Origin of the sequence: Desertibacillus haloalkaliphilus (genome assembly GCF_019039105.1) — a bacterium.
GTDB classification, from domain to species: Bacteria; Bacillota; Bacilli; order Bacillales; family KJ1-10-99; genus Desertibacillus; species Desertibacillus haloalkaliphilus.
This window is the reverse complement of the sequence record NZ_JAHPIV010000005.1, coordinates 84,525-107,927: the sequence shown is the minus strand read 5'-3', so window position 1 is coordinate 107,927 and position 23,403 is coordinate 84,525. Positions and strand designations below refer to the sequence as shown.

Sequence of the window (23,403 nt, the reverse complement as noted above, 5' to 3'; positions counted from 1 at the left end):
CCTACCTTCTAGTATTGAATGGGTCGATTAACTTTCGAAAGCTATTACCGAGAATATCAAACAAACCAACCATGATCAGCAAAGCTAGGCCAGGAAAAAAGGCAAGCCACCACATACCTGTTGATAAATATTTCATCGACTCTGATAAAATAACACCAATCGCTGGTTGTTCAGGTGATAAACCAAAACCTAGAAAGGTAACAGCCGCTTCATGTAAAATCGCATGCGGAAATAATAAAATAAATCCAACTAACAGTTGCGGGATAAGGTGCGGAACAATATGACGCATAGTAATCCAATGCTTTGATTTGCCTAGACGGTAGGAGACTTGAACATATTCCATGTTACGAATCTGTAATATCTCTGCACGCAGTACGCGAGCAAGGCTTGGCCAATGGGTCAAAGAAAGCCCGATGACAACCCCTTTAAAGCCGCCCCCCATCACAAACGAAATTAATATTAGTGTGACTAAATGAGGTACACTCAGGAATAAATCAGTCAACCAGCTAACAATATAATCAGCCGTTTTACTCCAAAATGAAAGAAGACTCATCACTAGCGCAATAACTGTGCTCACAAATGCCGCAAATAGCCCAACACCTAAACTGAGCATGAGACCATTCAGTGTTCGCGCTAACATATCTCTACCTAACCAATCCGTTCCAAATAGATGTTCAATGCTTGGGGACTGATTGCTCTGTTCAAAATTCACACTCATCTTCTCTGAATCAATGAAAATTCCACTAAGCACCATTATCGAAAGAAGTAAGAGTGTAATTGCAATCGTAGCCAATGTCCGTTGTCGTAAATTAAGACCAAGAATTCGGCGAAAGCCTTTTGAGGTTGGTTCGACTTTTTTATTCATTACATTCCCTCACTTCTAATCCTTGGATCAATCCCACGGTATAATAAATCTGCCATTAAGTTCCCAATAAACACAAAACAAGCTGTAAATAATACGATTCCTAACAGGAGCGGAATATCGCCACCTAACCCTGCGGCTACGACGGCTTGTCCTAGACCAGGGTAAGAAAATACTTGTTCAGCTAATACCGCCCCTCCAAATAATTCACCAAAAGAGGCAAAATGGAGGGAAACAGCTGGTAAAGTGATATTCCTTACACCGTGACGCCAATAGATTGAGAAACTAGATTCGCCTTTTGCCATCGCAAAGCGAACATATTCACTACTTAATACTTCAATTAGCTTTTGCCTTGTATGCAAAGCCACATTTGCTACACCTAACACACTTAACGTTAACGCAGGTAAAAATAAATGAGACAAACGCTGTGTCCATGTTACTTCATCTGCTAATACACCAGCTGGCGTTCCAAGACCAACAGGGAACCAGCCTAACCACACAGAAAAAATCATCAAAAGCAATAACCCTAACCAAAAACCAGGCGTAGAAGCTAGTGTAAAACAATACCACTTAATCATCTTGTCTACGAACGTCCCTTGTTTCATCCCTGCTATGGATCCTAAGACAAAACCAAGTACACCTGAGACGATCCAAGCCAAGCCCATCAATGCGAGTGAAGCTACGAAACGTTCCACGACCACTTCAGAGACAGGACTGCGGTAGATTAACGATGTTCCTAAATCCCCCTGTAAGAGGGCTGTCGCCCAAGAAAAATATTGTTGCACCCTAGACTCATTTAAGCCCCAGTATTCAGCAATTTGTTCTTGCTGTTCGGCACTTACAATCATCATATCTGCTCCAACATACGATTGAACCGGATCAATTGGAGAAATACTTACTAATGTAAATGTAACAACACTGATGGCTACAAGTAAGGTAAGAAGCCTGATGATTTTATTAATTGCATAGAAAAGCATATTTCTAAACCCCACTATATACCCTACTCTCCTATCGTTTTACAAAAATTAATCTACCCACTTCCATTGCGTAATAAAGTCAGTAACTGGCCAGCCATGACCATGTGGTTGGATTTTCTGTTCTCCTATGTCCAACCCTTCCCTTACAAAATAGAGATGATGTAGATTTACAAGCCAAGCCCATGATGCATCACCTTTAGCACTCAGGCCTATCTCTCCATCCCATTGTGCCTTTTGCCAATATTCAATGGCCTCTTCTTCTGTTGATGCTTGCAACGCTTGTTCCATGTATTTATCTACCGCCTGATTATTATAGAAATTCGCATTAAACCAACCCTCACCTTGCATATCACTATGATACAGGTTATAGATTTCGATCGGATCATGACTTCCCCACCCCATCATAACTGGGTGAGAATGTACGAGCGACTCCAATTCACTCCAACTTTTCCCTTCTGTTGCTACATCAATTCCTAGTGGCTTAATCATATCAGCAAATGCAAGTGACAGTGACTGCCTGATCACGTCATCTGCTGGATACAACAAGGTAAACTCAGCACGTAAACCTTCCTTTTCACGAATACCATCTTCGGTTTCGTGCCATCCTGATGCATCAAGGAGTTCTTTTGCTCCTTCCATATCTGCATCAGCGATCACCGTTTCGTCATTCCACCATGGAAGTCCGTCAACATTCGTATAAGCAGGGCTTCCGTAACCATCAAGAACACCATTAACGAGAGCTTGGCGGTCGACCGCTTGATTGATCGCTTCTCGGATTACCGGGTCCGCTGTTACGTCGTTACCAATTGTGTTCCCTTCGCCTGTCTCCTCGTCTGGGGGAAACGGGAACATAATTCCTCGATTATCAACGCTATCTAGGACGACTAAATCCATACCAGGAACGTCTTCCTTTGCAAAAATAGATGGCACAGAAACGACATCAACCTCACCGGCTCTCGCGGCTGCGAATGCCGTATCTTCTGCTAAAAATAAAAACGTTAACTTCTCAAAGTTTGGTTTCTCACCATAATAATGAGGATTTTCTTTTACAATTAATTGTTGGCCTTTGTCCCATTGTACGAGTTGATAAGGTCCTGAACCAATCGGTGTTTCTTGATAATTTTCATCATAAGCATGTTTTGGAACAATCCCCGTTGTCACTAACAGCGACGTGAAAGTAGATAGCGGATGTTCTAATAAAAATTGAACCGTAAAATCATCTAGTTTTTCTATTGTATCAACCATCGTTACATCAACGATCGAGCCGCTTTCCATCGCTGTCTCAAATGTAAAAATAACATCATCAGCAGTGACTGGCTCGCCATCGGAAAATAAGGCATCTTCACGCAAAGTGACCGTCCACGTTTGTCCATCATCACTAACTTCATAGTCTTCTGCCAAGTCACCAGTAATCGATAAGTCTTGTTCTCTTACAAGCAAAGTGCTTTGAAACAACGGTGACCCATATCGTCCCCAGCCCGTTGTCGGATCAAAGCCTTCCTCAGGCTCCCCACCGACTGCTAAAACTAACTCGTTCGCTTTCGCTTCACGTTCATTCTGCTCATTTGCTAGATTCTCATTAGTTTCTGTACATCCACTTATTATTAGCACAAGTAAAAATAAACCCGCAATGTAAATCGCCTTCATCTCACAACTCCCTCTATGAAAATATGATTAAACTATAACATTTACTTATTATCTCTCATTCTTTTAAATATGAAAAGATGGACAAGACAGTCTCAAATCCATTCCTTGCAAACAAAAAACAGGCCACACCACTCGCTCTCTATGAGAGCGTCGAGAGCCTGTTCGTTCATTTTGCTAATAAACGTCTAGCTTACCGTTATACTTGCTTCCAAACTTGTTCATATACCTTTTTTAAAGGGATATGGTGTTGCTCGGCAATTCTCCTGCAATCTTCAAATTCCGGAGAACTCTGAAAAACCTCGCCATTTGATGAAATTCCTTGCTTCACCGTGACATCTCCCCAAATTGTTTTTACCTTTATGAACCTTCTCTCCATCCGGTGAACCGTTAACGGATAATAACGGATCCCTAATGTTGTCGTCTCATTCAGTAATATTTCTTTCATTTTAGTTATGCAGTTTTGATGACACAGCAACTGAAGTAAAATACCTGGTCTATTTTTTTTCATATAAATGGGCGTATAAAAAATATCATTTGCTCCTGCATCAAGTAGCACATCCATGACATACCCAAGCCATTCTCCGGATATATCATCAAGGTTAACTTCCATCTTTATCATTTGATCATCTATATGTTCCTCATTAGGTGGTCCATCTAACATACAATAGCTCCTCTCAACACCTACTCACTTTTGGCATTCGTTGCAATACGATCAATTAAAACCGCATTGTATGCCCCACCAAAGCCATTATCAATATTTACAACACTAATACCCGAGGCACACGAATTTAACATCGTTAACAGTGCGGATAAACCTTGAAAGTTTGCGCCATAGCCTACGCTCGTCGGTACAGCAATCACAGGATGTGAAACTAAACCACCAACAACACTAGGTAACGCACCTTCCATACCCGCAATCACAACCGTAACAGTCGCTTGCTGGATCTCCTCAATGTTATCTAGTAATCGATGAATACCAGCTACGCCTACATCATATATACGATGAACGTTACTACCGAGCACCTCCGCAGTAACAGCTGCTTCTTCGGCTACTTTTAAATCAGATGTTCCTGCACAAACAACAGCAATATAACCCTTCTCCTCGTTATCTGAGGGCTTGCGTTCTTGCTTCCAATACAAAATTCCAGCCGCCTCATCATACGTAAACTCCTGGTGTTCTTGCAACACGACATCTGCTTTATCTTTTGTGATTCGTGTGACTAGAACGTCATTACCCTTTTGTTTGATCGACTCTATAATCGAAGTGATTTGTTCAGGAGACTTCCCTGCACCATAAATAATTTCAGGGTAACCTTGACGTTGTTTTCGATGATGATCAACTTTAGCAAACCCTAAGTTCTCATAGGTCGCTAATTTTTCCTTTGCCTCCACGACACTGATCGTTCCCTGTTGCACTTGCTTTAAAATATCTTCTACCTGCATTCGCTCACCTCATTGACATAATACATAAACATCATTAGATCCGGAATAAACGACCACCATTTCATCATGAAAGGTGGTCGCTTTTCCTGATTATACTTTATATAGGAATAATAATTGATTACTCAAAACTTTTAGCTAAAAATGTACCGATATCCTCATATTTTTCATATAATGCTTTATACTTCGCGTGGTTGTCCAAATTGGGTTGAACAACCGTTTCGCTAGGTAATTTTTCTTTAATCGCTTCAAGCGAGTCCGCCTTTTTGATCCCAACTAAAGCGGTCCATGCCGCTCCCCAAGCAGCGTTATGGTGTGTGTCCGACAGATAGATCTCTTGCCCAAACATATCGGCCATTATTTGCACCCATAAAGGAGATTTCGTTAATCCACCATTCACACTGATCTTTGTAGGCTTTCCGGCTATTTGCTCTAATGATTGTCCAATTTGATAAATATTAAACGTAATTCCTTCAAGTACAGCTCTGACTAAATGCTCTCGCTTATGCCCCATACTTAGTCCATAAAAATTACCTTTTGCATGTTGATTCCATAACGGTGCACGTTCACCATTCACATAGGGGTGAAAGATCACCCCTTCTGCACCAATGTCAACATCCTCAACACCTTCAAGTAGCTCTTCGTGACTTCCTTCAAAGGCCAATAAATCTTTCAACCACTGTAAGGCGATCCCGCCATTATTTGTGGCTCCGCCAATGATCGCCGTGTCACCTGTAAATGCGTACGTAAATGTTTCTTGCTTTTCATTTGTTTTCGCACCTTGCATCACTTGCCTGATCGCACCGCTTGTCCCAGCACTAACAGCTACTTCGCCTTTAGCTATCGCACCACTACCTAAGTTCGCTAATTGGCCATCCGCAGCCCCAATAACAACTGGAACATCGCTTGTGATTCCTATTTCTTCAGCTATAGCGTCATTTAGTCCCGTTAACACATATGTTGGAGGTACAACGTCAGATAACTGTTCCTTACCTACACCTGCCGCCTCCATTGCTTCCTCATCCCAACGGTACGTTTGCAAATTGAAAAGACCTGAAGCAGAAGCCATTGAATAATCAACGACACGTTGATTAAACCACTTTTGTAATAAAAATTCCTTCATTGACATGAAATAGGTTGCCTCTTGATAAGGCTTATAGTTCGTTTCTTTCATCCATAACAACTTAACGAACGGAGACATCGGGTGAATTGGTGTTCCTGTTCTTGCGTAAATATCTTTACCAATCGTTTGTTTCAACTTGTCTACTTGTTTGCCACTTCTCCCATCTGCCCAAATGAGCATTTGCGATAACGGTTGATAATCATCACTAACACAGATGAGTGAATGCATCGCACACGAGATACCAATCGTAAGTAATTCTCCTTGCTTCACATCCCCTTTAGCCATGACTTCCTTCACTGTCAGCCTTGATGCCTTCTCGATTTCTACTGGATCCTGTTCTACCCATGTTGGGTTAGGGTAATATGTGGAAATCATCTGTTCTGACTCACAAACAAGAGTCCCATTCCGATCAAATAGTACAGCCTTTACACTTGTTGTACCTAAGTCTAGACCAATGACTAATTCTCTTAACATCGCTTCATCTTCCTTTATCAACAGAATATTTTCTTCAAAAAAGGGGCTCTCTCGTAAGTGACTGCTCACCACATCTAATACCTGTGGTGACTTGTTACTTGGCCGAGATCGCCCCTTACTTAGCCCCTTATATAAGCCTATGACAAGACTTTATTCATGCTCCCACTCTTATATCCGCTTAAATCTAACGTTATATACTTATATCCAAAGTCTTGAAGCTTCTTTGTAATTGTATCATGATTTTCTAAAATAACACTCATATCTTGAGGTTCAACCTCGATCCGTGCAATTTCTTCATGAGTTCTCACTCTAACTTGGCGAATCCCTAGTGATTTTAAGTAAGCTTCTGATTGATCTACCTTTGTTAATTTCGCTTGAGTAATCGTTTCACCATAAGCAATCCGTGAAGAAAGACAAGCGAATGAAGGTTTATCCCATGTCGGTAATTCGCTTTGACGAGATAGCGCTCTGATTTCTTCTTTAAAAAGATTTGCTTCCTGTAACGGACCACGTACACCTTTTTCTTTCGCTGCCTGCATACCTGGACGATGTTCACTTAAGTCATCAGCAATCACACCATAAATAACATTTTCATACCCTTTTTCCTCCATAATCGGAATCAGGTGTTCAAATAAGCTATTTTTACAGAAGTAACAACGATTCTTGTCATTTTCAGTATAACCAGGAATCGCTAATTCTGATGTCTCAATGACTTGGTGATTAACATCAATCAACTTAGCTAATCTTTTCGCTTCTTGCAACTCACTACTTGGATATGTTTCTGAGTCAGCTGTAACAGCCAACACATTTTCTTTACCTAACGTATCTACAGCAGCTTTTAAAAGAAAGGTACTGTCAACCCCTCCCGAAAAAGCGACAACAACCTTTTTCATATCGTGGAGAATAGACGATAACTTTTCATATTTCTCATGTACCACAGCCTTTTTCTCCTCTCCTTGGCTTCACCTTTGTCGACTCGTTAAGCCGTTAAATTGTCATACTTCCAAATCCACCATCTACACGAAGGAATGTACCCGTTACAAATCCTGAAGCTTTATCAGAAGCTAAATAGACCGCAGCTCCTTGTAATTCTTCTGGCTCGCCGAATCGATCCATTGGTGTATGCCCCATAATTGAAGCGACACGCTCTTCACTTAAGATTTTACGATTTTGTTCTGCAGGGAAGAACCCTGGAATAATACCATTAACACGAATTCCGTATGGTGCAAATTCTCTTGCTAAGAATTGAGTCACATTATTGACACCCGCTTTTGAAGCAGAATACGTAAACACTTTCGATAATGGTGTTGTTGAAGAAACAGATGAGATGTTAATGATACTTCCTTGTCTCTCTTGCTCAATCATTCGTTTTGCAAATACTTGCGTCGTTAATACAAGGCCTTTTAAGTTAACATCCATAATATCATCCCACTCATCCATCTCTAAATCAAAAAATGGTGTAGGACTATTTTTACCAGGAGCGTTCAGGAGAATATCCCAGCCACCTGCCCAAGCTTCAATTTCATTAGCTAACTCTTCAACCGATTGACGAGAACTAACATCTCCTTTAAATGCTTTTGCAGTGCCCCCATTTTCTTCAATTTCTTTGACAACAGCCTCTGCCTTTTCTAAGTTACGCCCAACAATTGCCACTTTCGCACCGTGTTCTGCTAACCCTTTTGCCATCGAACTTCCAAGTACGCCATTTCCACCTAGTGCTACTGCTACTTTCCCCGTTAAGTCAAATAATTTACTCATTTATACTCTCCCCCTAATTAATATTCATATGGTTTAAAATAAATTTCCACTTTCATCAAAATCAAGCTCGTACAAATCAGAAATTTGTTCCGTATTTGAGTTGGAGTTTACGTCTTCAAGGAACGCTTCAGACACTTCAATTTCACTTAACTCTAATGTATTTTTAATACGGACCATCTTAACTTTCGTAAAATCTAAAATGTTGCATGTTTTAACCGCTGCTTTAATTGCTAACTCATCATTTGCCAATGTCGTTGAGATATGGGTTGGTTTGACAACGGTAGACGTTAAGCCATTGGCATACGTCGTTTCCCGATCCATCTTATCAACGAGGCGCTGTGTTGTGAAATCTGACGTACCTACCCCATTTGCATTACCTTCCGTTTCGTCTGTTAAATCGAGCACGACCATCTTTGTTACATCTGGTCCCCCGTGCGGATAAGGGGTTGGATAACGACCGGTAATATTCGGGTCCATACCGTCACCACTGATATTTTTTCCAATCTTATCAATCACAAGGACATCAATCTTATCAAAGTGAATCCGAGGTAACAGCTTTTTAGCTAACGTTTGTAGTTCAGTTTCTCTTTGTTCAACTTCTTCTGGAAGAAGCGCTTCAATTTTTGCCACTTTATCAAAAGCATTCTCAACCGATGCGACAGCAAATATAATCGGCATATTGTCCATAATGACCCTTGCCATCTCTGGAACAAATTCATGCATATGCTTAAACCCAAGCTGATGACATGCTTCAGCACCCTTTTGTTTCCCTAAACCAATGCTAATCATTTTCATGATTCCACTTTCCACAGGTCCGCGGAATGCTGTGTGAGGCTTCACACGGTTAATGACAACAATCCCATCTGCTTCAGAAGCGATCTTGTCAACATAAACCGGTAACCCATTGTCTAGTTGGGCAATTTTAATCACTTCCATCGAAGAGCGGATTTCTGCATTTACGTTTTCTTCAGTTACTCCTAAATGTTCGAGTACCGCTTTTTGGCCTTCGTCAGTAGCCCCTCCATGACTTCCCATACACGGAACGATAAATGGTCTCGCCCCCAATTGTTGCAAAAACCTTACAGTTATCGCGGTCATATCGACGAGGCGATCTAGCCCTCGACTCCCAACGGCTACAGCGATTTCCATCCCTGGCTTTACGTTTTTCTTAATGTCTTCCCTATTTAGCTCGGCTTCTAGCGTCGCTTCAAAGTCTTCCACTTTATCAGCTGAAAACGTTTGCTTTACTTTTGCCATTTTAGGTACTGGTATATCTTTTAATAAATCCTGTATAATCCCCATGGACCACACTCCATTCTTGAAATTATATAGCGGAATGAATGGCTCATCCATTCTTTATGTCAATCTATTTTCCCCTGAAACATGTGTGTTAACACGTTTACAGGCTGGTTAAATAGCCAGCTTTAAAAAGAGTAAACGCTTTTATTTTTTAGTTTGTTTGGTAAACAAATTATTAATTTAAGAATAGCATTTTATTGATTACACGTCAATTTGTTCTATGATTATTTTTTTATGAGGATGTGTTAAAGTTTAGTGTTAATGCTCGTTGATATTGGGCTCATTTCGTGCGAAACCTTAGTTTCGCACGCCTTTCAAGTACTGAAAGGTTGGAAGATATGAATGAAATCATGGAGAAAATTTATTTTCTCATAGGATTTCATTCATATCTCCCATAAAATGAGCCCAATATCAACATTCAACGATAACAGAGCCTTTTGCTCCGCTCATTGCTACGAGTCTGTTCCAAAATGGAAATCCCCCCTTTTTTGAACAGACTCTTAAAACAAATGCCTCGCTAAATAAATAACAAGAGTAACTGTTATCGCACTAACGAATGTTGAGTATAAGACAATTTGTGCGGCAAATTGTGGATGGTTATCGTATTCTTGAGCAATAACCGCACTGTTAACCGAGGTCGGCATCGCTGAGGCAATCAACAGTGCCTGAGCTGTAACACCCTCAATGCCAAAACTCACAATCATCCCTAGCGCAATGATAGGACCTACGATTAATCGAATAAACAAGCTAAAGTAAACAGAAAACATACCAGATATAAACTTAATTTGGGCGACCTGAGCCCCTAATGTTAATAAAGCAATCGCAATCATTGCGTCTGCAATATACGTTGCTGGCTCCCAAATAAATGTTGGTATTGAAATGCCATATACATTTAAAATGACCCCTGTCATCATCGCATACAAAACAGGCATTTTAAAATAGCCGAGCGCTGCAGAAAGTTTCCCTTGATCAACCGACCGAAGAGAAAAAACCCCGTAAGAAAATAAAAAGATATTTTGCAATGTAAGAACAATTACTTGAATCGACATCGCGTAAGGATCACTTTTAAATACTAAATCGTTGACTGGAACTCCATAGTTTCCTGAGTTAAAAAAAATCGCACTATTTGTAAACGTCGTCTTTTTTCCTTTGGTTAACTTTAACAACTTTGCAAAAGCTGTTGATAGAACATATAGAGCAACAACAAAAAGTACAAAGAAAAATAAGATATTAACAAATAATTGTCCGGAAAATTGAGACTCATACAATGTAACAAAAATAAACCCCGGAACAACAAAATAAATATTTAATTTTGCTAAGGTTTTCAGATTCATATTAAACTTCTTTTGCATGAGAAAACCTATTGCCATAACCATAAAAATAGGCAATATAATATCAATTAATATCGTAACTAATTCAAACAACCGTCTCCCCCTTTCTGCTCCTTTTATTTTAATCACGTAACATTCCTTCTATATCGTACCATTTAAAAAAGTGTAAAGTTAACGTGAAAAATCAGCAAAGAAAAAGTGTTGCCCTTTTCATCAATAAGTTAGGGCAACACTCCTCATTTATTTTGTTACAACGAGCGCTCGTTCCTGCGCCTCTAAGCATAGCTCAGCGGCTTTAAATGCGTGCTTTTGCGTCATCGCATGCTCTGTTTGGTGAATACAATCTTTAATGAATTCACCAAAGAATGGGAAGCCTACTTCTCCTGATAGCTTGTAGTGCTTCTCACCGTCTTTATTCACTAGAAATAAATGGTCACCTGTTTCTTCTTTGGCAACATCAACGTATTTACGAATTTCGATTGTTCCTTCTGTTCCAGTAATAAAAGTACGGCCATCGCCCCACGTACTTAATCCATCTGGAGTAAACCAATCTACTTTAAAATATTGTGTCGCACCATTATCACCTCGTAATGTTGCATCACCATAGTCTTCTAACTCTGGATAGTCAGGATTATTATAATTCCCTACTTTACTATGCAAGATCTCTGCATCCTCACACCCTGCATAATACAAGAACTGTTCAATTTGGTGACTTCCAATATCACATAAAATCCCACCGTATTGTTCCTTGTTGAAAAACCAGTCAGGGCGACTTGGAGCATTTAATCGGTGTGGACCAAAGCCAGTTACTTGAATCACTTGTCCAATTGCCCCATCTTTAATCAAGTCACCAGCAAAAACGGCCCCTTCGACATGAAGTCGTTCACTAAAGTACACCATATACTTTTGCCCTGTCTCTTTAACCACTTGTTTTGTTTCTTCAAGTTGAGCTTTTGTCGTAAATGGCGTTTTATCTGTGAAATAGTCCTTCCCTGCTAGCATCACCTTATTACCTAAAGCACTTCGCTCTGATGGGATGGCTGCTGCAGCTACTAATTTAATAGACTCATCATGTAAGATTTGTTCTAGTGATTCTGCTACTTCCACATCAGGGAACTTTTCTACAAAGTCATCCACTTTCTTTTGGTCAGGATCATACACCCATTTCAACGTTGCCCCCGCTTCGATCAGACCGTTACACATACCAAAAATATGACCATGATCAAGCGCTACTGCTGCAATGTTAAATTCACCTGGTTCGACCACAGGGTTTGGCTTCCCCTTTGGCGCATATGTCATTCCATCTTTACTCATATATCTTCAACTCCATTACACAAGCTTTTGTTTCAAATTAACATTCCAAATTAAAACCAATCCGAATAGCCTAACTTTCTTAAATTAGTCGCTGAAATTTCTAGACAATCAAATGGATCTCTACCATACGTATCATCTTGTTCAATTAAGAAATACTTAGCACCACTTTCAAGTCCTGCATCAATCACCGCGTTCATATTAAGGTTCCCTTCACCAACCTCAGCAAATTCAATTAGATTTGTGAATTTATTGAAGAACTGCTGCATATCTTTTAGATCTTCTTCTTTTACATCTAATTGTCCGATTCGATAATCTTTTAAATGCAATAAAGAAATTCGATCTTTGTAATTTTTAATCACTTGTACAGGATCTTCCCCAGCTCGCTGAATCCAATGAACATCTAATTCGAACCCTAGTTTTTCCGTATTGTTTTTCATCATATCTAATAAGTATTCGCCATCATATTTTTGGAATTCGATATGATGCGTATGGTAATAAAGTTCAACATCGTGATCTGCTAGTTTCTCTGCCATTTCTTCTGCACGTTTAATAAATTCCATGATTTGGTCTTTATCACCCATAATATTTAATGGCAGCATACCTATACGTAAGTAATTACAATCTAACGTTTTACAGTCATCGACGATCTTATCAAAATCGTCCCTTAATGTTTCACCTTCCATTCCAGGTAACATCGGTTCTAACGGAGCGGAAAGAGCCGCAATTTCAATCTCAAAATCTTTACTCGCTCGTTTTAGTTCTAACACGTTTTCTTTTGTCATCGGGATTTGCGAAACTTCGACGGCACGATATCCCAAATCGTTGATCTTTTTCATTGTTTCATAGACGCCTAGGTCTTTCACCTTGTCTTTTAACATCATCATTTGAACACCGATTTTACCCGTTTTCATTGATAGACCTCCATTCGAATCTCTTTATTTATCTCAGAAGACCTCCGAATCGCACTGATCATCTCCATCGATCTTTGGGCATCCTTGGCATGGATATAATCATCGCAATTATTTTCGATGCAATCGTAAAAATGATTAATGAGCTTGGCATGACTTGCACCGTAGTAAAACTTAGCCCCTGATAATTTTGCATCCTCAATCACTTCTTCTTTTTTTCCGCCATTAACCGCTTTTGTCAAAATGCTATCTTTTATCGTAAGTTTCCCCTTCTCTAGTAGCACTTGTAGCTCTACTGAAGAGTTGGAGGCATTGGTTATCGTCGCAAAAAATAAGCCTGTTGCCTCATTTGCAAATTTTATATTCGCTACGGCAGTATCTTCTACTTCATAGCCATAATCATATAAGTTATCAATCGATCCCCTTATTTGCTCAATCTCTCCACCAATAAGTTGCATTAAATCTAACGTATGGATCGCTTGATTAATCATCACGCCGCCACCTGAATACTTCATGAGTCCTCTCCAAGGCTTTGTATCATAGTAAGATTTCGGTCGGAACCACGTGACAAGACCCTTCACCCCGGTTACGTTCCCAAATTGACCACTTTGAATGAGTTCTTGGAGTTTCTCAAACGTTTCATTGAACCGATTTTGTAGCGAGACACAGATCTTTACATCCTTGTGGGCCTCTTCTAAATCAACGATTGCCATCCCTTCTTCGGCACTTCTTGCTAGCGGTTTTTCTAAAAAGACATGAACGCCTCTTTCCACACATTCCTTCGTAACGCGGTAATGTAAGTAGTGCGGTAAACAGATATGCACACAATCCAATGTTTCTTTATCTAACATATCTAAATAGTCGGTATAGAACCGAACATCTTCGACTTCATTTCGTAATGTGACATCAACATCACACACTCCAACTAATCTAGCATCTCGATTCGCTTGTATAGCTGGTATATGAATCTTAGAAATATCACCAAGGCCAATAACGGCTATGTTAAGCATAAGCCTTACCCCTTTCAAAACGAACTCATCACTAAGTTAGCCATGAGTCCGTTTCGTTTACTTCAAGCTCACCTTTTAAACGGTTTGCTTTTCTTCTGCAATCTTTTTATTTAACTCAGCGAGGTATAACTCTTCATCAACTGGAAGCTCTACCTCTTTTCCTAACCAACTAGATAGGTGGATCGCATTAGCTAGGGCGACACCATGAATTCCGTCGCTACCAGGGGCTAATAGTGGTGTGCCATCTAAAACATTTGCAGCAAAGTTCTCTAGCACTGACGTATGCTGAGCACCCCAAACACTTTCAAATTCGATAACTTCTTCATCATATATTTCACCTGGTCCGTTCCCCATGAAAATTTTCATAACATCTTGCATGCTCATCGACTTACTCATCTCAGACTCAGGCTGTTTTAATCGTTTTATCGTCACTTTCTTACTATCATCAACGACGATTTTCCCTTTATCTCCTAAAATTTCAAAACGGTCTGTTCCCATCACATCATGTGTACACGTAACAAATACGCCAGTTGCACCATTTCCATAATCAAGGAGTGTCGTCACTTCATCTTCGACCGCGATATCACGTTGATAACCATATTTCACGTTTGAATAAACCTTTTTAGGCATGCCACAAATCCATTGTAATAAGTCTAATTGGTGTGGTGCTTGGTTAACGAGAACGCCTCCACCTTCACCTTCCCACGTAGCACGCCAAGCACTTTGATTATAATAACCTTGTGGTCTCCACCACGTTGTGATGATCCAATTGGTGCGACGGATACTACCAATCTCACCATTATCAATAACTTCTTTTACTTTTTGGTATAGTTCATTTGTTCGTTGGTTGAACATAATTCCAAACGTCAACTCTGGCTTCGTCTCTGCAAATTCATTTAATTCTTTCACTTGTTTCGTATAGACACCTGCTGGTTTTTCTACTAATGCATGCACATTTCTCTTCAATGATTCAATTCCCATTTCAGGGTGTAAATAGTGTGGTACACATGTCACTATAGCATCGACATTTCCACTCTCTAACATATCTATATAATTTTCATAAAACGGAGCTCCTGGATATTTTTCCTCAGCTACCTTTTTCTTTTCAGGGTCAATATCACAAATTGCACCGATTTCCATATTACTCACTCTACCGTCTGCAATAAAACCTGCATATGCGTCACCTTGTGCGCCTAAACCAATAATACCCAATCTCACTTTTTTCATAATGATTCCCCTCCAACTAAACATGTAGCTTAGAAAAGCTCAATAAATACCATATTTTCAATCAACTAAATAACTACAAACCTCGATGGATTCCTACTCATGTTAAAATGTTGACAATCTGCCAACAGAAGGCTGAAAGCCTTTTCAACCTTTGTTTTATAAGGATTTCAATTAATTTGATTATATCTAACAAACACCTAAACCTCATTACCTGTAACTGTCTATATACGCAACATAATTGACTGAAAATGCACACGAAATTTATAGATCTAAATTAGTTACAGTCAGACACTTTCAATCCAAACTACCATTGCGATATCCGTTCCCCCTTTAGATTCAAAGGATCTTCAACGACTACTTGTTCACTCTCAAAAACATTTTATAAAGAGTTTTCACAAGATGTATTAGAATATCGCTTCACAACGATCAACTTACAGCTTTTTCTTTCTCCTCTGCAATTTTATCTTGAATCTGTTGCATTGTAGCCGCATCAAGCTTATAAAATTTCATAGCTATGATTGAGATAATCCAACCTATTACCGGTACTCCAAACGCTATGAGTAGCGTCATATATAATAAAGCATCTGTTAAGGGGTCACCTATTTGTGGAAATTCTTCCGTATATCCAATAAACGCGACAAGGAAACCAATCAACGCTGGCGCTAAAGATGACACTAATTTATCAACAAAGGAGAAAATGGCTGACATCATCCCCGGAATGTATCGTCCTGTCCTGTACGTTTCATAATCCGAAGCATCTGCGATCATCGGGATAACAATCGAAGGAGTCAGTGTCCCTACACCTCTACCAATACTGTAAAGTACTAGGAAAATAATTGTTGTCAAGCCAAAACTCTCAAAGTTTGCTATGCTTGGATCCTCCACGATTAAGAAAAAGGCTGTTAGAGCAACGAATGAAACAACTCCAATCCACGAAGCATTCACTAATGTTTTCTTCATCCCGGCTGTCCTTGCATATCTCACACCCAAAAATGTAACAAGGAGACTCGGAAGAATGATAATTAAGGATACTGTACCACTCAAAGCAAAGTTTCCTAACAAGATACCAAAAAGCATAACCATCACAGGTTGTTGCATCATAACAGATGCTGCTAACTTGTCAGTCGAAGCTGAAATAACGAGCATTTGCATAGGACGGTTCCCTTTTAATACCGGCCAATAATCTCGAAATCTTGTTTTCGTCGATAACTCTGCTAAACCATAGAATTCTTTACGGTCCTTTTGCCAAATTGCAACGAAAGCTAATACTGTTAATACGCCAGACAAAGTAACTGCAATTGTATTTAACTCTACGAATAGTCCCATTGTAAAATCGCCATGCTTTGCTACGAGATAGGATGAGACAAAGATTTGACCAACTGTAAACAGGCTAATGTTATAGACAGAGTCAAAAATACTGAATAACGGACGTTGCTTCGGATGGTTCGTCAACACGGTTTGTGCCGCTCTCGTAACCGACGTTTGCATTGTATATCCAATAATATAAATCGCATGCGTTACAATAAAATAAATTAATAGTGCTCCACCTGGTATGTGGTGCATGTTATACATTAAGATAAACGAGATCGCTAATATTATATTACCAATCAACATAACAGGGCGGAACTTCCCGAATTTCGACTCTGTTTTATCAATAATAAAACCAATAATTGGATCGGTCACTCCGTCAAATGCACGCATAACCGTTAATATCGTACTTACAACAACAACAGCTAGGCCAGCAACTCCTGTTGCGTAATACGTAATAAACATCATCGCAAACATATAAATGTTTGTCGCTGTATTGTTAAATGCAAAACACCCAATTTGCCATAACTTCGCTGTGTGATACCCATTTTGCTCCATATCCATTGTTTGGTTATTCATAATAATCCTCCTTTATCTTTTCTTCACAAGGAAAGCGCTTTCAGGAAGGGTAAAAAAATAAATAAAGTCTAAAATCGATGCTAACAACTGTCGCTTCCTTACATAAAAATCATTTTCATTCCATTAATTCGTTTGCTAAACAAACTAACTTGCGATCATTCTTTATCAATAGATCTATTGAATAATACTCCCCCCTCACCTCTATTTGAAAGTTGACTAAATTTTCTTAAATTTCCTGCCGTAGCAATTGAATATACTTATATACTATAAAAAAAATGGCTAGAAGATCATTAGCTAGTCGTGTTCAGTTTTCGCTGATAATTGACTGAAAGCACTTTCTGTGGTGGGTAAATGTAAAAACCCAATTCAATAGGTCCACTACTGAACTGGGTTTTTGCTGTTTTCTTCAACTCTATATTCCATCTAACCGCACCGTACGATACTCTCTTGCGGTCATTCCTACTTTTTTCTTAAAATAACGACTGAAGTGCGCGACACTTTCAAACCCACAATCATAGGCTATATCCTTTATTGGCTTATCTGGTTCCATTTCTAGAGAATATTTTACTTGTCTAAGTCGACATTCCATTAAATATCCCATGACTGTATACCCGGTTATCTCCTTAAAAACATGCGATACATACGATTTACTTAAGTTTAGATTCTTAGAGATATCTACAATCGTCAACTTATGCTTAAAATTGACTTGAACATAGGCAGCAATATTTTCCGCATGTTCAGCTTTCGCCTCTTTTTTTGGTGCGATTGGTTTATCTTTTAGCTTACTTAAGCGATAAATGATAATTAATGCTTGTAAAAGTAACACTTTAAGTTCAGTTTGAGTTTGGATATCACGGCGCTGGCTACTTTCCTGCAAGAGAGCCATTCGTTGAATAACACTTTCTAATTGAGAAGATTCCTCGTTTTCACTCGGTCGAATTAAACAATGATGAAATCGTTCAAATGCCTCTAAAAGGTAATGACACCTCATTTCATCTATTAAACCACAGATCCACTTAGGAGAGAAATGAATAATGCTTCTAATATATTCACTTTCGTCACTGACATTCGGTCTATGCTGCGCTAATCCATCCATTAGTAAAATATCACCTGGTTCTAGGTCATAAATTTGATTATGGATCAAATAACGACATGAACCTGCATGTAACATGTAAATTTCATACTCCTGATGTGAATGATAATCTAAGGTAACACCAAAACTCCCTTGGATTCGATAATTCACTTCTAACTCTTCTAAATGCTTTGTCACTTCTTTCAACGAGGATGGTTTATTCATGCTCATAAGCTCCTTAAAAACAACAAATCATGTTGCTTATAATGAGAGGTTACTAGTTTTAATTTTCCCTTGTAACTGTTTGAAGCGTGCAACGACGTTTTCAACTGTAAATCCATACTCTTTTAAGATACGATCTCCAGGAGCTGACGCACCGAACGTATCGATTCCTAGTACTGCGCCTTCGTCTCCTGTATAACGCTCCCAACCTAATGTTGCCCCCATCTCAATTCCTAGGCGGTGTTTTACGTTTGAAGGAATAACAGACTGTTTATATTCTGCTGATTGTTGTTCAAAACGATCCCAGCTTGGCATACTTACGACAGATACATGAATGCCTTCTTTCTCAAGTACTTGTTGCGCTTCTAAAGCTAAGGACACTTCTGAACCACTTGCAAGCAATAATCCATCTACATCGCCATTTGTCTCAGAGACGACATAGGCACCTTTTTTCACACCTTCATACGCGTTTTCTCTCGTGGAAGGAAGTGTAGGCAACCCTTGACGAGTGAGGACAAGTACTGTTGGTTGATTTGTGCTTTCTACTGCTAGTTTCCAAGCAGCTGCTGTTTCATTACCATCTGCTGGGCGGATGATAGAAACATCTGGAATCGCACGTAACGCCGCTAATTGTTCTACCGGTTCGTGTGTTGGACCATCCTCTCCGACAGCAATACTATCATGCGTAAATACGTAAGTCGCTGGTACTTTCATAAGAGCAGAAAGTCGTAACGCTGGGCGTAAGTAGTCAGAGAATACGAAGAATGTAGATGCGTACGGCTTTACTCCTCCATGAAGAGCCATACCGTTGACAGCTGCCGCCATTGCAAATTCACGAACACCGAACCAAATGTTACGTCCTGCATAATTGTCACGGGAAAAGTCTTCTTCGCCGTTTAACATCGTTTTGTTTGAAGATGCTAAATCAGCGGAACCACCAAACAAGCTTGGCGTATTTTTGGCGATCGCGTTTAGTACTTCTCCACCTGTTGCACGTGTTGCTGCTTTGTCGCCCTCTTCATAAACAGGTACATCCTTGTCCCATCCTTCTGGAAGTTCGCCTTTTATCGCGGTTTCTAGTTGGCTTGCTAATTCAGGGTGTGCTTGCTTATAATCAGCAAACATTTGATTCCATGCTTCTTCTTTCTGTTTTCCTTCTTTTGCAAGCTCGGCATAGTGGTCTCTTACTTCATTCGGCACATAGAAATCTTCTTCAAACGTCCATTTATAAGACTCTTTTGTTAATTTTGCTTCAACTTCGCCAAGAGGAGCACCGTGAGAAGCAGATTTTCCACCTTTATTTGGTGAACCATAACCAATCGTCGTTTTAACTTCGATCAACGTTGGACGCTCATCTACTTTCGCTACTTCGACTGCCTTCGAAATTTCTTCTAGATTATTTCCGTCTTCAACGCGAATGACTTGCCATCCGTAGGCTTTATAGCGGTCTTCCACACTCTCTGAGAAAGACTGGTTCAAGTCACCATCTAAAGAAATATCATTAGAATCATAGAATACGATTAACTTCCCTAATTTGAGATGTCCTGCTAATGAAGACGCTTCTGCAGAAACACCTTCCATTAAGTCACCGTCACCGCAAATACTGTATGTGTAGTGGTCAACAACATTAAAATCATCACGATTGTAAGTCGATGCTAAATGACGCTCTGCCATCGCAAAACCAACAGCCATTGCCACCCCTTGTCCTAGAGGGCCTGTTGTTGCTTCAACTCCTGGAGTATGCCCAAATTCTGGATGCCCAGGTGTGCGACTTCCCCACTGTCTAAATTCTTTTAAGTCTTCCATCGTTACACCGTATCCGTGCAAGTGTAACAAGCTATATAAAAGCATAGACCCGTGCCCTGCAGATAAAATAAAACGGTCACGGTTAAACCAGTCAGGATTTGCTGGATTATGGTCCATATACTTCGCAAATAACGTATATGCCATTGGAGCCGCTCCCATCGGCATACCAGGGTGCCCTGATTGTGCTTTCTCGATACTATCAATCGATAACGTACGAATCGTGTTAATTGATAACTGATCAATATTTGTTGTCATAGTAAAACCTCATTTCGATTTTTAATAAAGTTATGTTTCATTTTCAGCCTTAACAGAGCCAAAATTTTAAAAGCTATTTAATCATGTTGAATATATTCACGCCATTTTAAGTCCCCGCGCTCTAAACCACGGATTAATAATTCTGCTGTCCCCATGTTTGTTGCTAAAGGGATGGCATACACATCACACAGCCTTAGTAAAGCTGTCACATCTGGCTCATGTGGCTGTGCTGTTAAAGGGTCTCGAAAGAATATAATCATATCCATTTTGTTTTCTGCAATCATTGACCCGATTTGTTGGTCGCCCCCTAATGGACCAGATTGAAACCGGGTTATTTTAAGTTTCGTATTTTCTGATATTCTTTTCCCGGTTGTTCCAGTTGCAAATAGCTGATGGTTTACCAAGCAATATTCATAAGCTTGGGCAAACTTAATAAGGTCTTCCTTCTTTTTATCGTGAGCAATTAAGGCGATATTCACTGGCACCTCTCCTCAATAGTTGTATTGTGAACGAACTTCCCTGTTACTTCATCTATCTATATTCATTACCAATGATGACACGAAGGACATTTGGTTGGTTAGGGAACGTTTTTGTGCCAGCCCCATATCCAATCGATTGTACTTGCATTGCGGGTAATGTACTAAATTCTTGAGCAAGTGCAGCAATAAAAGCAGCCCCCGTCGGCGTTGTTAACTCCGCCTCCACTTCACTACTAGCGATTGGTACACCACGTAAGATTTCTAATGTGGCAGGGGCCGGTACTGGATAGATCCCATGGTCAATACGAATCTTTCCAGAGCCAACTGGCACAGCTGATGATTGTATTTTATCGATTTTTAATTGATCTAATAAAATCGCCGTTCCGACAATATCGATAATTGAATCAACCGCTCCTACCTCATGAAAGTGGACATCTTCTAAAGCCACCCCATGTATATGCCCTTCCGCTTCACCGATTTTTCTAAAAATTCCCAAGGCTATTTTCTTCACTTCTTCTGATAAGTCAGCTGCTTCAATCAACTGTTTAATATCAGCGTAAGAACGATGGTGATGGTGACCGCGATAGTGGTGATGCTCTTCATGCGCGTGGGTATGGTCATCATGTGAGTGATGATGTTGATGCTCTTCATTTAACAGTACGACATCAAATTTCGTACTACTAATGCCGTTCTTTACAACTGATGTCCATTTCAACTTGTATTCATCTGAAATGTTTAACTTTTTTAATTCCTCAACAAGGTGGTTAGGATTAGCACCTGCATCAATGAGAGCGCCAATAAACATATCACCACTTATGCCTGAAAAACAATCAGTATAAAGCGTTTTCATTACAATTGCTCCTTTTTTTGATATAATCGAAAATGCCCATTAGTAAAAGTTTGGATTTTTGATGGCTTTTTATTATTATATTTATATAACCTGTTCCTTTGTTTGTTAAACAAACAATAAACACTACCTATCAAAATATAAGTAACCACTATGATACCGTAAAGGAGGATAAAAAATGGTAACAGGTGATGGTGCCTACATAAGAAAGATCAATAGAACCATTATTATTAAAGAAATTATTCACAATGGAAGAATTTCTCGTGCCGACCTCTCGAAAATCACTGGTTTGAATAAAGCAACGATTTCCGTTCAAGTTTCTAATTTATTAGAAGAGGGTCTAATATACGAGACACAACCAGAGCATAATGTGATTGGAAGGCGACCAATTATGCTTTCAATTAATGAAGCCGCTGGTTATGTATTAGGCATTGATCTTGACTACAAAGAGATTCATTATACGTTAGCTGACCTATCAGGGAAACCTATTCAAACGAAAACCATCGATTTAGAGACTGACGATTACAACAAGATTGTGCAAAAATTAATTAACGACATCAAAGAATTCAAACAATTAAGTGAGAATACTCATTATGGGTTAATTAATGTCACAATAGGTATCCATGGAACCGTTAATAAAAATGAAACCATCTTTTTCATTCCAAGATATCAATGGCATAATAAAAATTTAAAAGCAGACCTGATTAAAGAAATTGATATTCCGATTCATATTGAAAATAATGCTAACTTGTCCTCCTATGCGGAGAAAGTGTACAAACATCAAGATAGTCATAATTTGCTCACCATCATTCTGTCATCAGGAATCGGTACCGGTATTTTAGTGGACGGCATATTACACAAAGGCTATCACGGCTATGCTGGTGAAATGGGCCATATGATTGTTATGCCAAACGGTCACCCATGCAAATGTGGTAATCAGGGATGCTGGGAGCAATACGCAAGTGAGCCTAAGCTGTTTAAACAACTTGAAAAGCAACTAGGTGAAACATCAATGACGTACGACGATCTACAGAAATTATTAAGAGACGAACATCGAATGGTTCTAGAGCAACTCGATGAATTTATCACCTTTGTCGCCATTGGACTAAACAATGTCATCAACATTTATAACCCTGAAACCATCGTCTTAAATAGCAAGGTACTTGAAATGTATCCAAATGCAATTGAACAAATCAAACAGAAATTAACTTCATCTGTTAGTCAATATCGTGAAATTGTTCTATCCGACCTTGGATATAGCTCTACAGTGATGGGTGCATGTGCCTTTTCTATTCAAACGTTCTTTGAAGTATCCGACTTGATCTTAACATTGGACAAGCCTCATAGTTAGACATTAAATAGACCCAAAAGAAGGAGCGGTACCTCTGTACAATGGAGAATATGGATTCAACAAGATTCTAATTGTATCTACATGCATGAGGTAAGAAGTCACTTCGCTTTGGGT

Annotated in this window: 20 protein-coding genes; 1 reads left to right on the top strand and 19 read right to left on the bottom strand. The window is 39.5% G+C overall.

Going from position 1 to position 23,403, the window contains the following annotated elements; genetic code table 11:
• Position 1: 1 nt before the first annotated feature.
• The 19 genes from KH400_RS07050 to larC form a co-directional block, all read right to left on the bottom strand.
• Positions 2-865: an ABC transporter permease gene (locus tag KH400_RS07050; protein WP_217223337.1), complete on the bottom strand. Its 864-nt coding sequence runs from the start codon at positions 863-865 to the stop codon at positions 2-4.
• Entirely contained in the window at positions 865-1,839 is a 975-nt protein-coding gene (locus tag KH400_RS07045; RefSeq protein WP_217223637.1) for an ABC transporter permease, read from the bottom strand. Before KH400_RS07045 ends, KH400_RS07050 begins: the two co-directional genes overlap by 1 nt.
• A gap of 48 nt (positions 1,840-1,887) precedes the next feature.
• Positions 1,888-3,486, bottom strand: coding sequence for an ABC transporter substrate-binding protein (locus KH400_RS07040; RefSeq protein WP_217223334.1), 1,599 nt, complete (start codon positions 3,484-3,486; stop codon positions 1,888-1,890).
• A 196-nt stretch (positions 3,487-3,682) separates the two neighbouring features.
• Complete coding sequence (larC2, locus tag KH400_RS07035; RefSeq protein WP_217223332.1) at positions 3,683-4,147, bottom strand: nickel pincer cofactor biosynthesis protein LarC2; 465 nt, start codon at positions 4,145-4,147, stop codon at positions 3,683-3,685.
• A gap of 20 nt (positions 4,148-4,167) precedes the next feature.
• Complete coding sequence (gene larB / locus KH400_RS07030) at positions 4,168-4,929, bottom strand: nickel pincer cofactor biosynthesis protein LarB (RefSeq protein ID WP_217223330.1); 762 nt, start codon at positions 4,927-4,929, stop codon at positions 4,168-4,170.
• A 118-nt stretch (positions 4,930-5,047) separates the two neighbouring features.
• The gene (locus KH400_RS07025; RefSeq protein ID WP_217223328.1) at positions 5,048-6,523 is read right to left on the bottom strand and encodes a gluconokinase; all 1,476 of its coding nucleotides are present in this window, start codon (positions 6,521-6,523) and stop codon (positions 5,048-5,050) included.
• Positions 6,524-6,660: 137 nt separating this feature from the next.
• Positions 6,661-7,461 carry an ATP-dependent sacrificial sulfur transferase LarE gene (gene larE / locus KH400_RS07020; protein ID WP_217223325.1) on the bottom strand — a complete coding sequence of 267 codons (801 nt, stop codon included), beginning with the start codon at positions 7,459-7,461 and terminating at the stop codon, positions 6,661-6,663.
• 49 nt (positions 7,462-7,510) lie between these two features.
• On the bottom strand, positions 7,511-8,281 hold the full coding sequence (locus tag KH400_RS07015; RefSeq protein WP_217223323.1) for an SDR family oxidoreductase: 771 nt from the start codon (positions 8,279-8,281) through the stop codon (positions 7,511-7,513).
• Positions 8,282-8,314: 33 nt separating this feature from the next.
• A complete protein-coding gene (locus tag KH400_RS07010; protein WP_217223321.1) occupies positions 8,315-9,583 on the bottom strand; it encodes a nickel pincer cofactor-dependent isomerase, group 22 in 1,269 nt (422 codons plus the stop codon).
• A gap of 497 nt (positions 9,584-10,080) precedes the next feature.
• Complete coding sequence (locus KH400_RS07005) at positions 10,081-11,004, bottom strand: AEC family transporter (protein ID WP_217223634.1); 924 nt, start codon at positions 11,002-11,004, stop codon at positions 10,081-10,083.
• Positions 11,005-11,151: 147 nt separating this feature from the next.
• Entirely contained in the window at positions 11,152-12,225 is a 1,074-nt protein-coding gene (locus KH400_RS07000; RefSeq protein ID WP_217223319.1) for a Gfo/Idh/MocA family protein, read from the bottom strand.
• Positions 12,226-12,275: 50 nt separating this feature from the next.
• Complete coding sequence (locus KH400_RS06995; RefSeq protein ID WP_217223317.1) at positions 12,276-13,136, bottom strand: sugar phosphate isomerase/epimerase family protein; 861 nt, start codon at positions 13,134-13,136, stop codon at positions 12,276-12,278.
• Entirely contained in the window at positions 13,133-14,143 is a 1,011-nt protein-coding gene (locus tag KH400_RS06990) for a Gfo/Idh/MocA family protein (RefSeq protein ID WP_217223315.1), read from the bottom strand. Before KH400_RS06990 ends, KH400_RS06995 begins: the two co-directional genes overlap by 4 nt.
• 75 nt (positions 14,144-14,218) lie before the next feature.
• Positions 14,219-15,370 carry a Gfo/Idh/MocA family protein gene (locus KH400_RS06985; RefSeq protein ID WP_217223312.1) on the bottom strand — a complete coding sequence of 384 codons (1,152 nt, stop codon included), beginning with the start codon at positions 15,368-15,370 and terminating at the stop codon, positions 14,219-14,221.
• 426 nt (positions 15,371-15,796) lie between these two features.
• Positions 15,797-17,257, bottom strand: coding sequence for an MFS transporter (locus KH400_RS06980; RefSeq protein WP_217223310.1), 1,461 nt, complete (start codon positions 17,255-17,257; stop codon positions 15,797-15,799).
• A gap of 412 nt (positions 17,258-17,669) precedes the next feature.
• Positions 17,670-18,554 (bottom strand): helix-turn-helix transcriptional regulator, encoded by an 885-nt coding sequence (locus tag KH400_RS06975; RefSeq protein WP_217223308.1) that lies wholly within the window; start codon positions 18,552-18,554, stop codon positions 17,670-17,672.
• A 36-nt stretch (positions 18,555-18,590) separates the two neighbouring features.
• A complete protein-coding gene (gene tkt / locus KH400_RS06970; RefSeq protein ID WP_217223306.1) occupies positions 18,591-20,612 on the bottom strand; it encodes a transketolase in 2,022 nt (673 codons plus the stop codon).
• A 77-nt stretch (positions 20,613-20,689) separates the two neighbouring features.
• Positions 20,690-21,091, bottom strand: coding sequence for a methylglyoxal synthase (locus KH400_RS06965; RefSeq protein WP_217223304.1), 402 nt, complete (start codon positions 21,089-21,091; stop codon positions 20,690-20,692).
• 52 nt (positions 21,092-21,143) lie between these two features.
• Positions 21,144-21,941 (bottom strand): nickel pincer cofactor biosynthesis protein LarC, encoded by a 798-nt coding sequence (gene larC / locus KH400_RS06960; protein WP_217223302.1) that lies wholly within the window; start codon positions 21,939-21,941, stop codon positions 21,144-21,146.
• Positions 21,942-22,116: 175 nt separating this feature from the next.
• On the opposite strand from larC, the gene KH400_RS06955 reads away from it, so the two are divergent.
• On the top strand, positions 22,117-23,289 hold the full coding sequence (locus tag KH400_RS06955) for an ROK family transcriptional regulator (protein WP_217223300.1): 1,173 nt from the start codon (positions 22,117-22,119) through the stop codon (positions 23,287-23,289).
• The last annotated feature ends 114 nt before the right edge of the window (positions 23,290-23,403 follow it).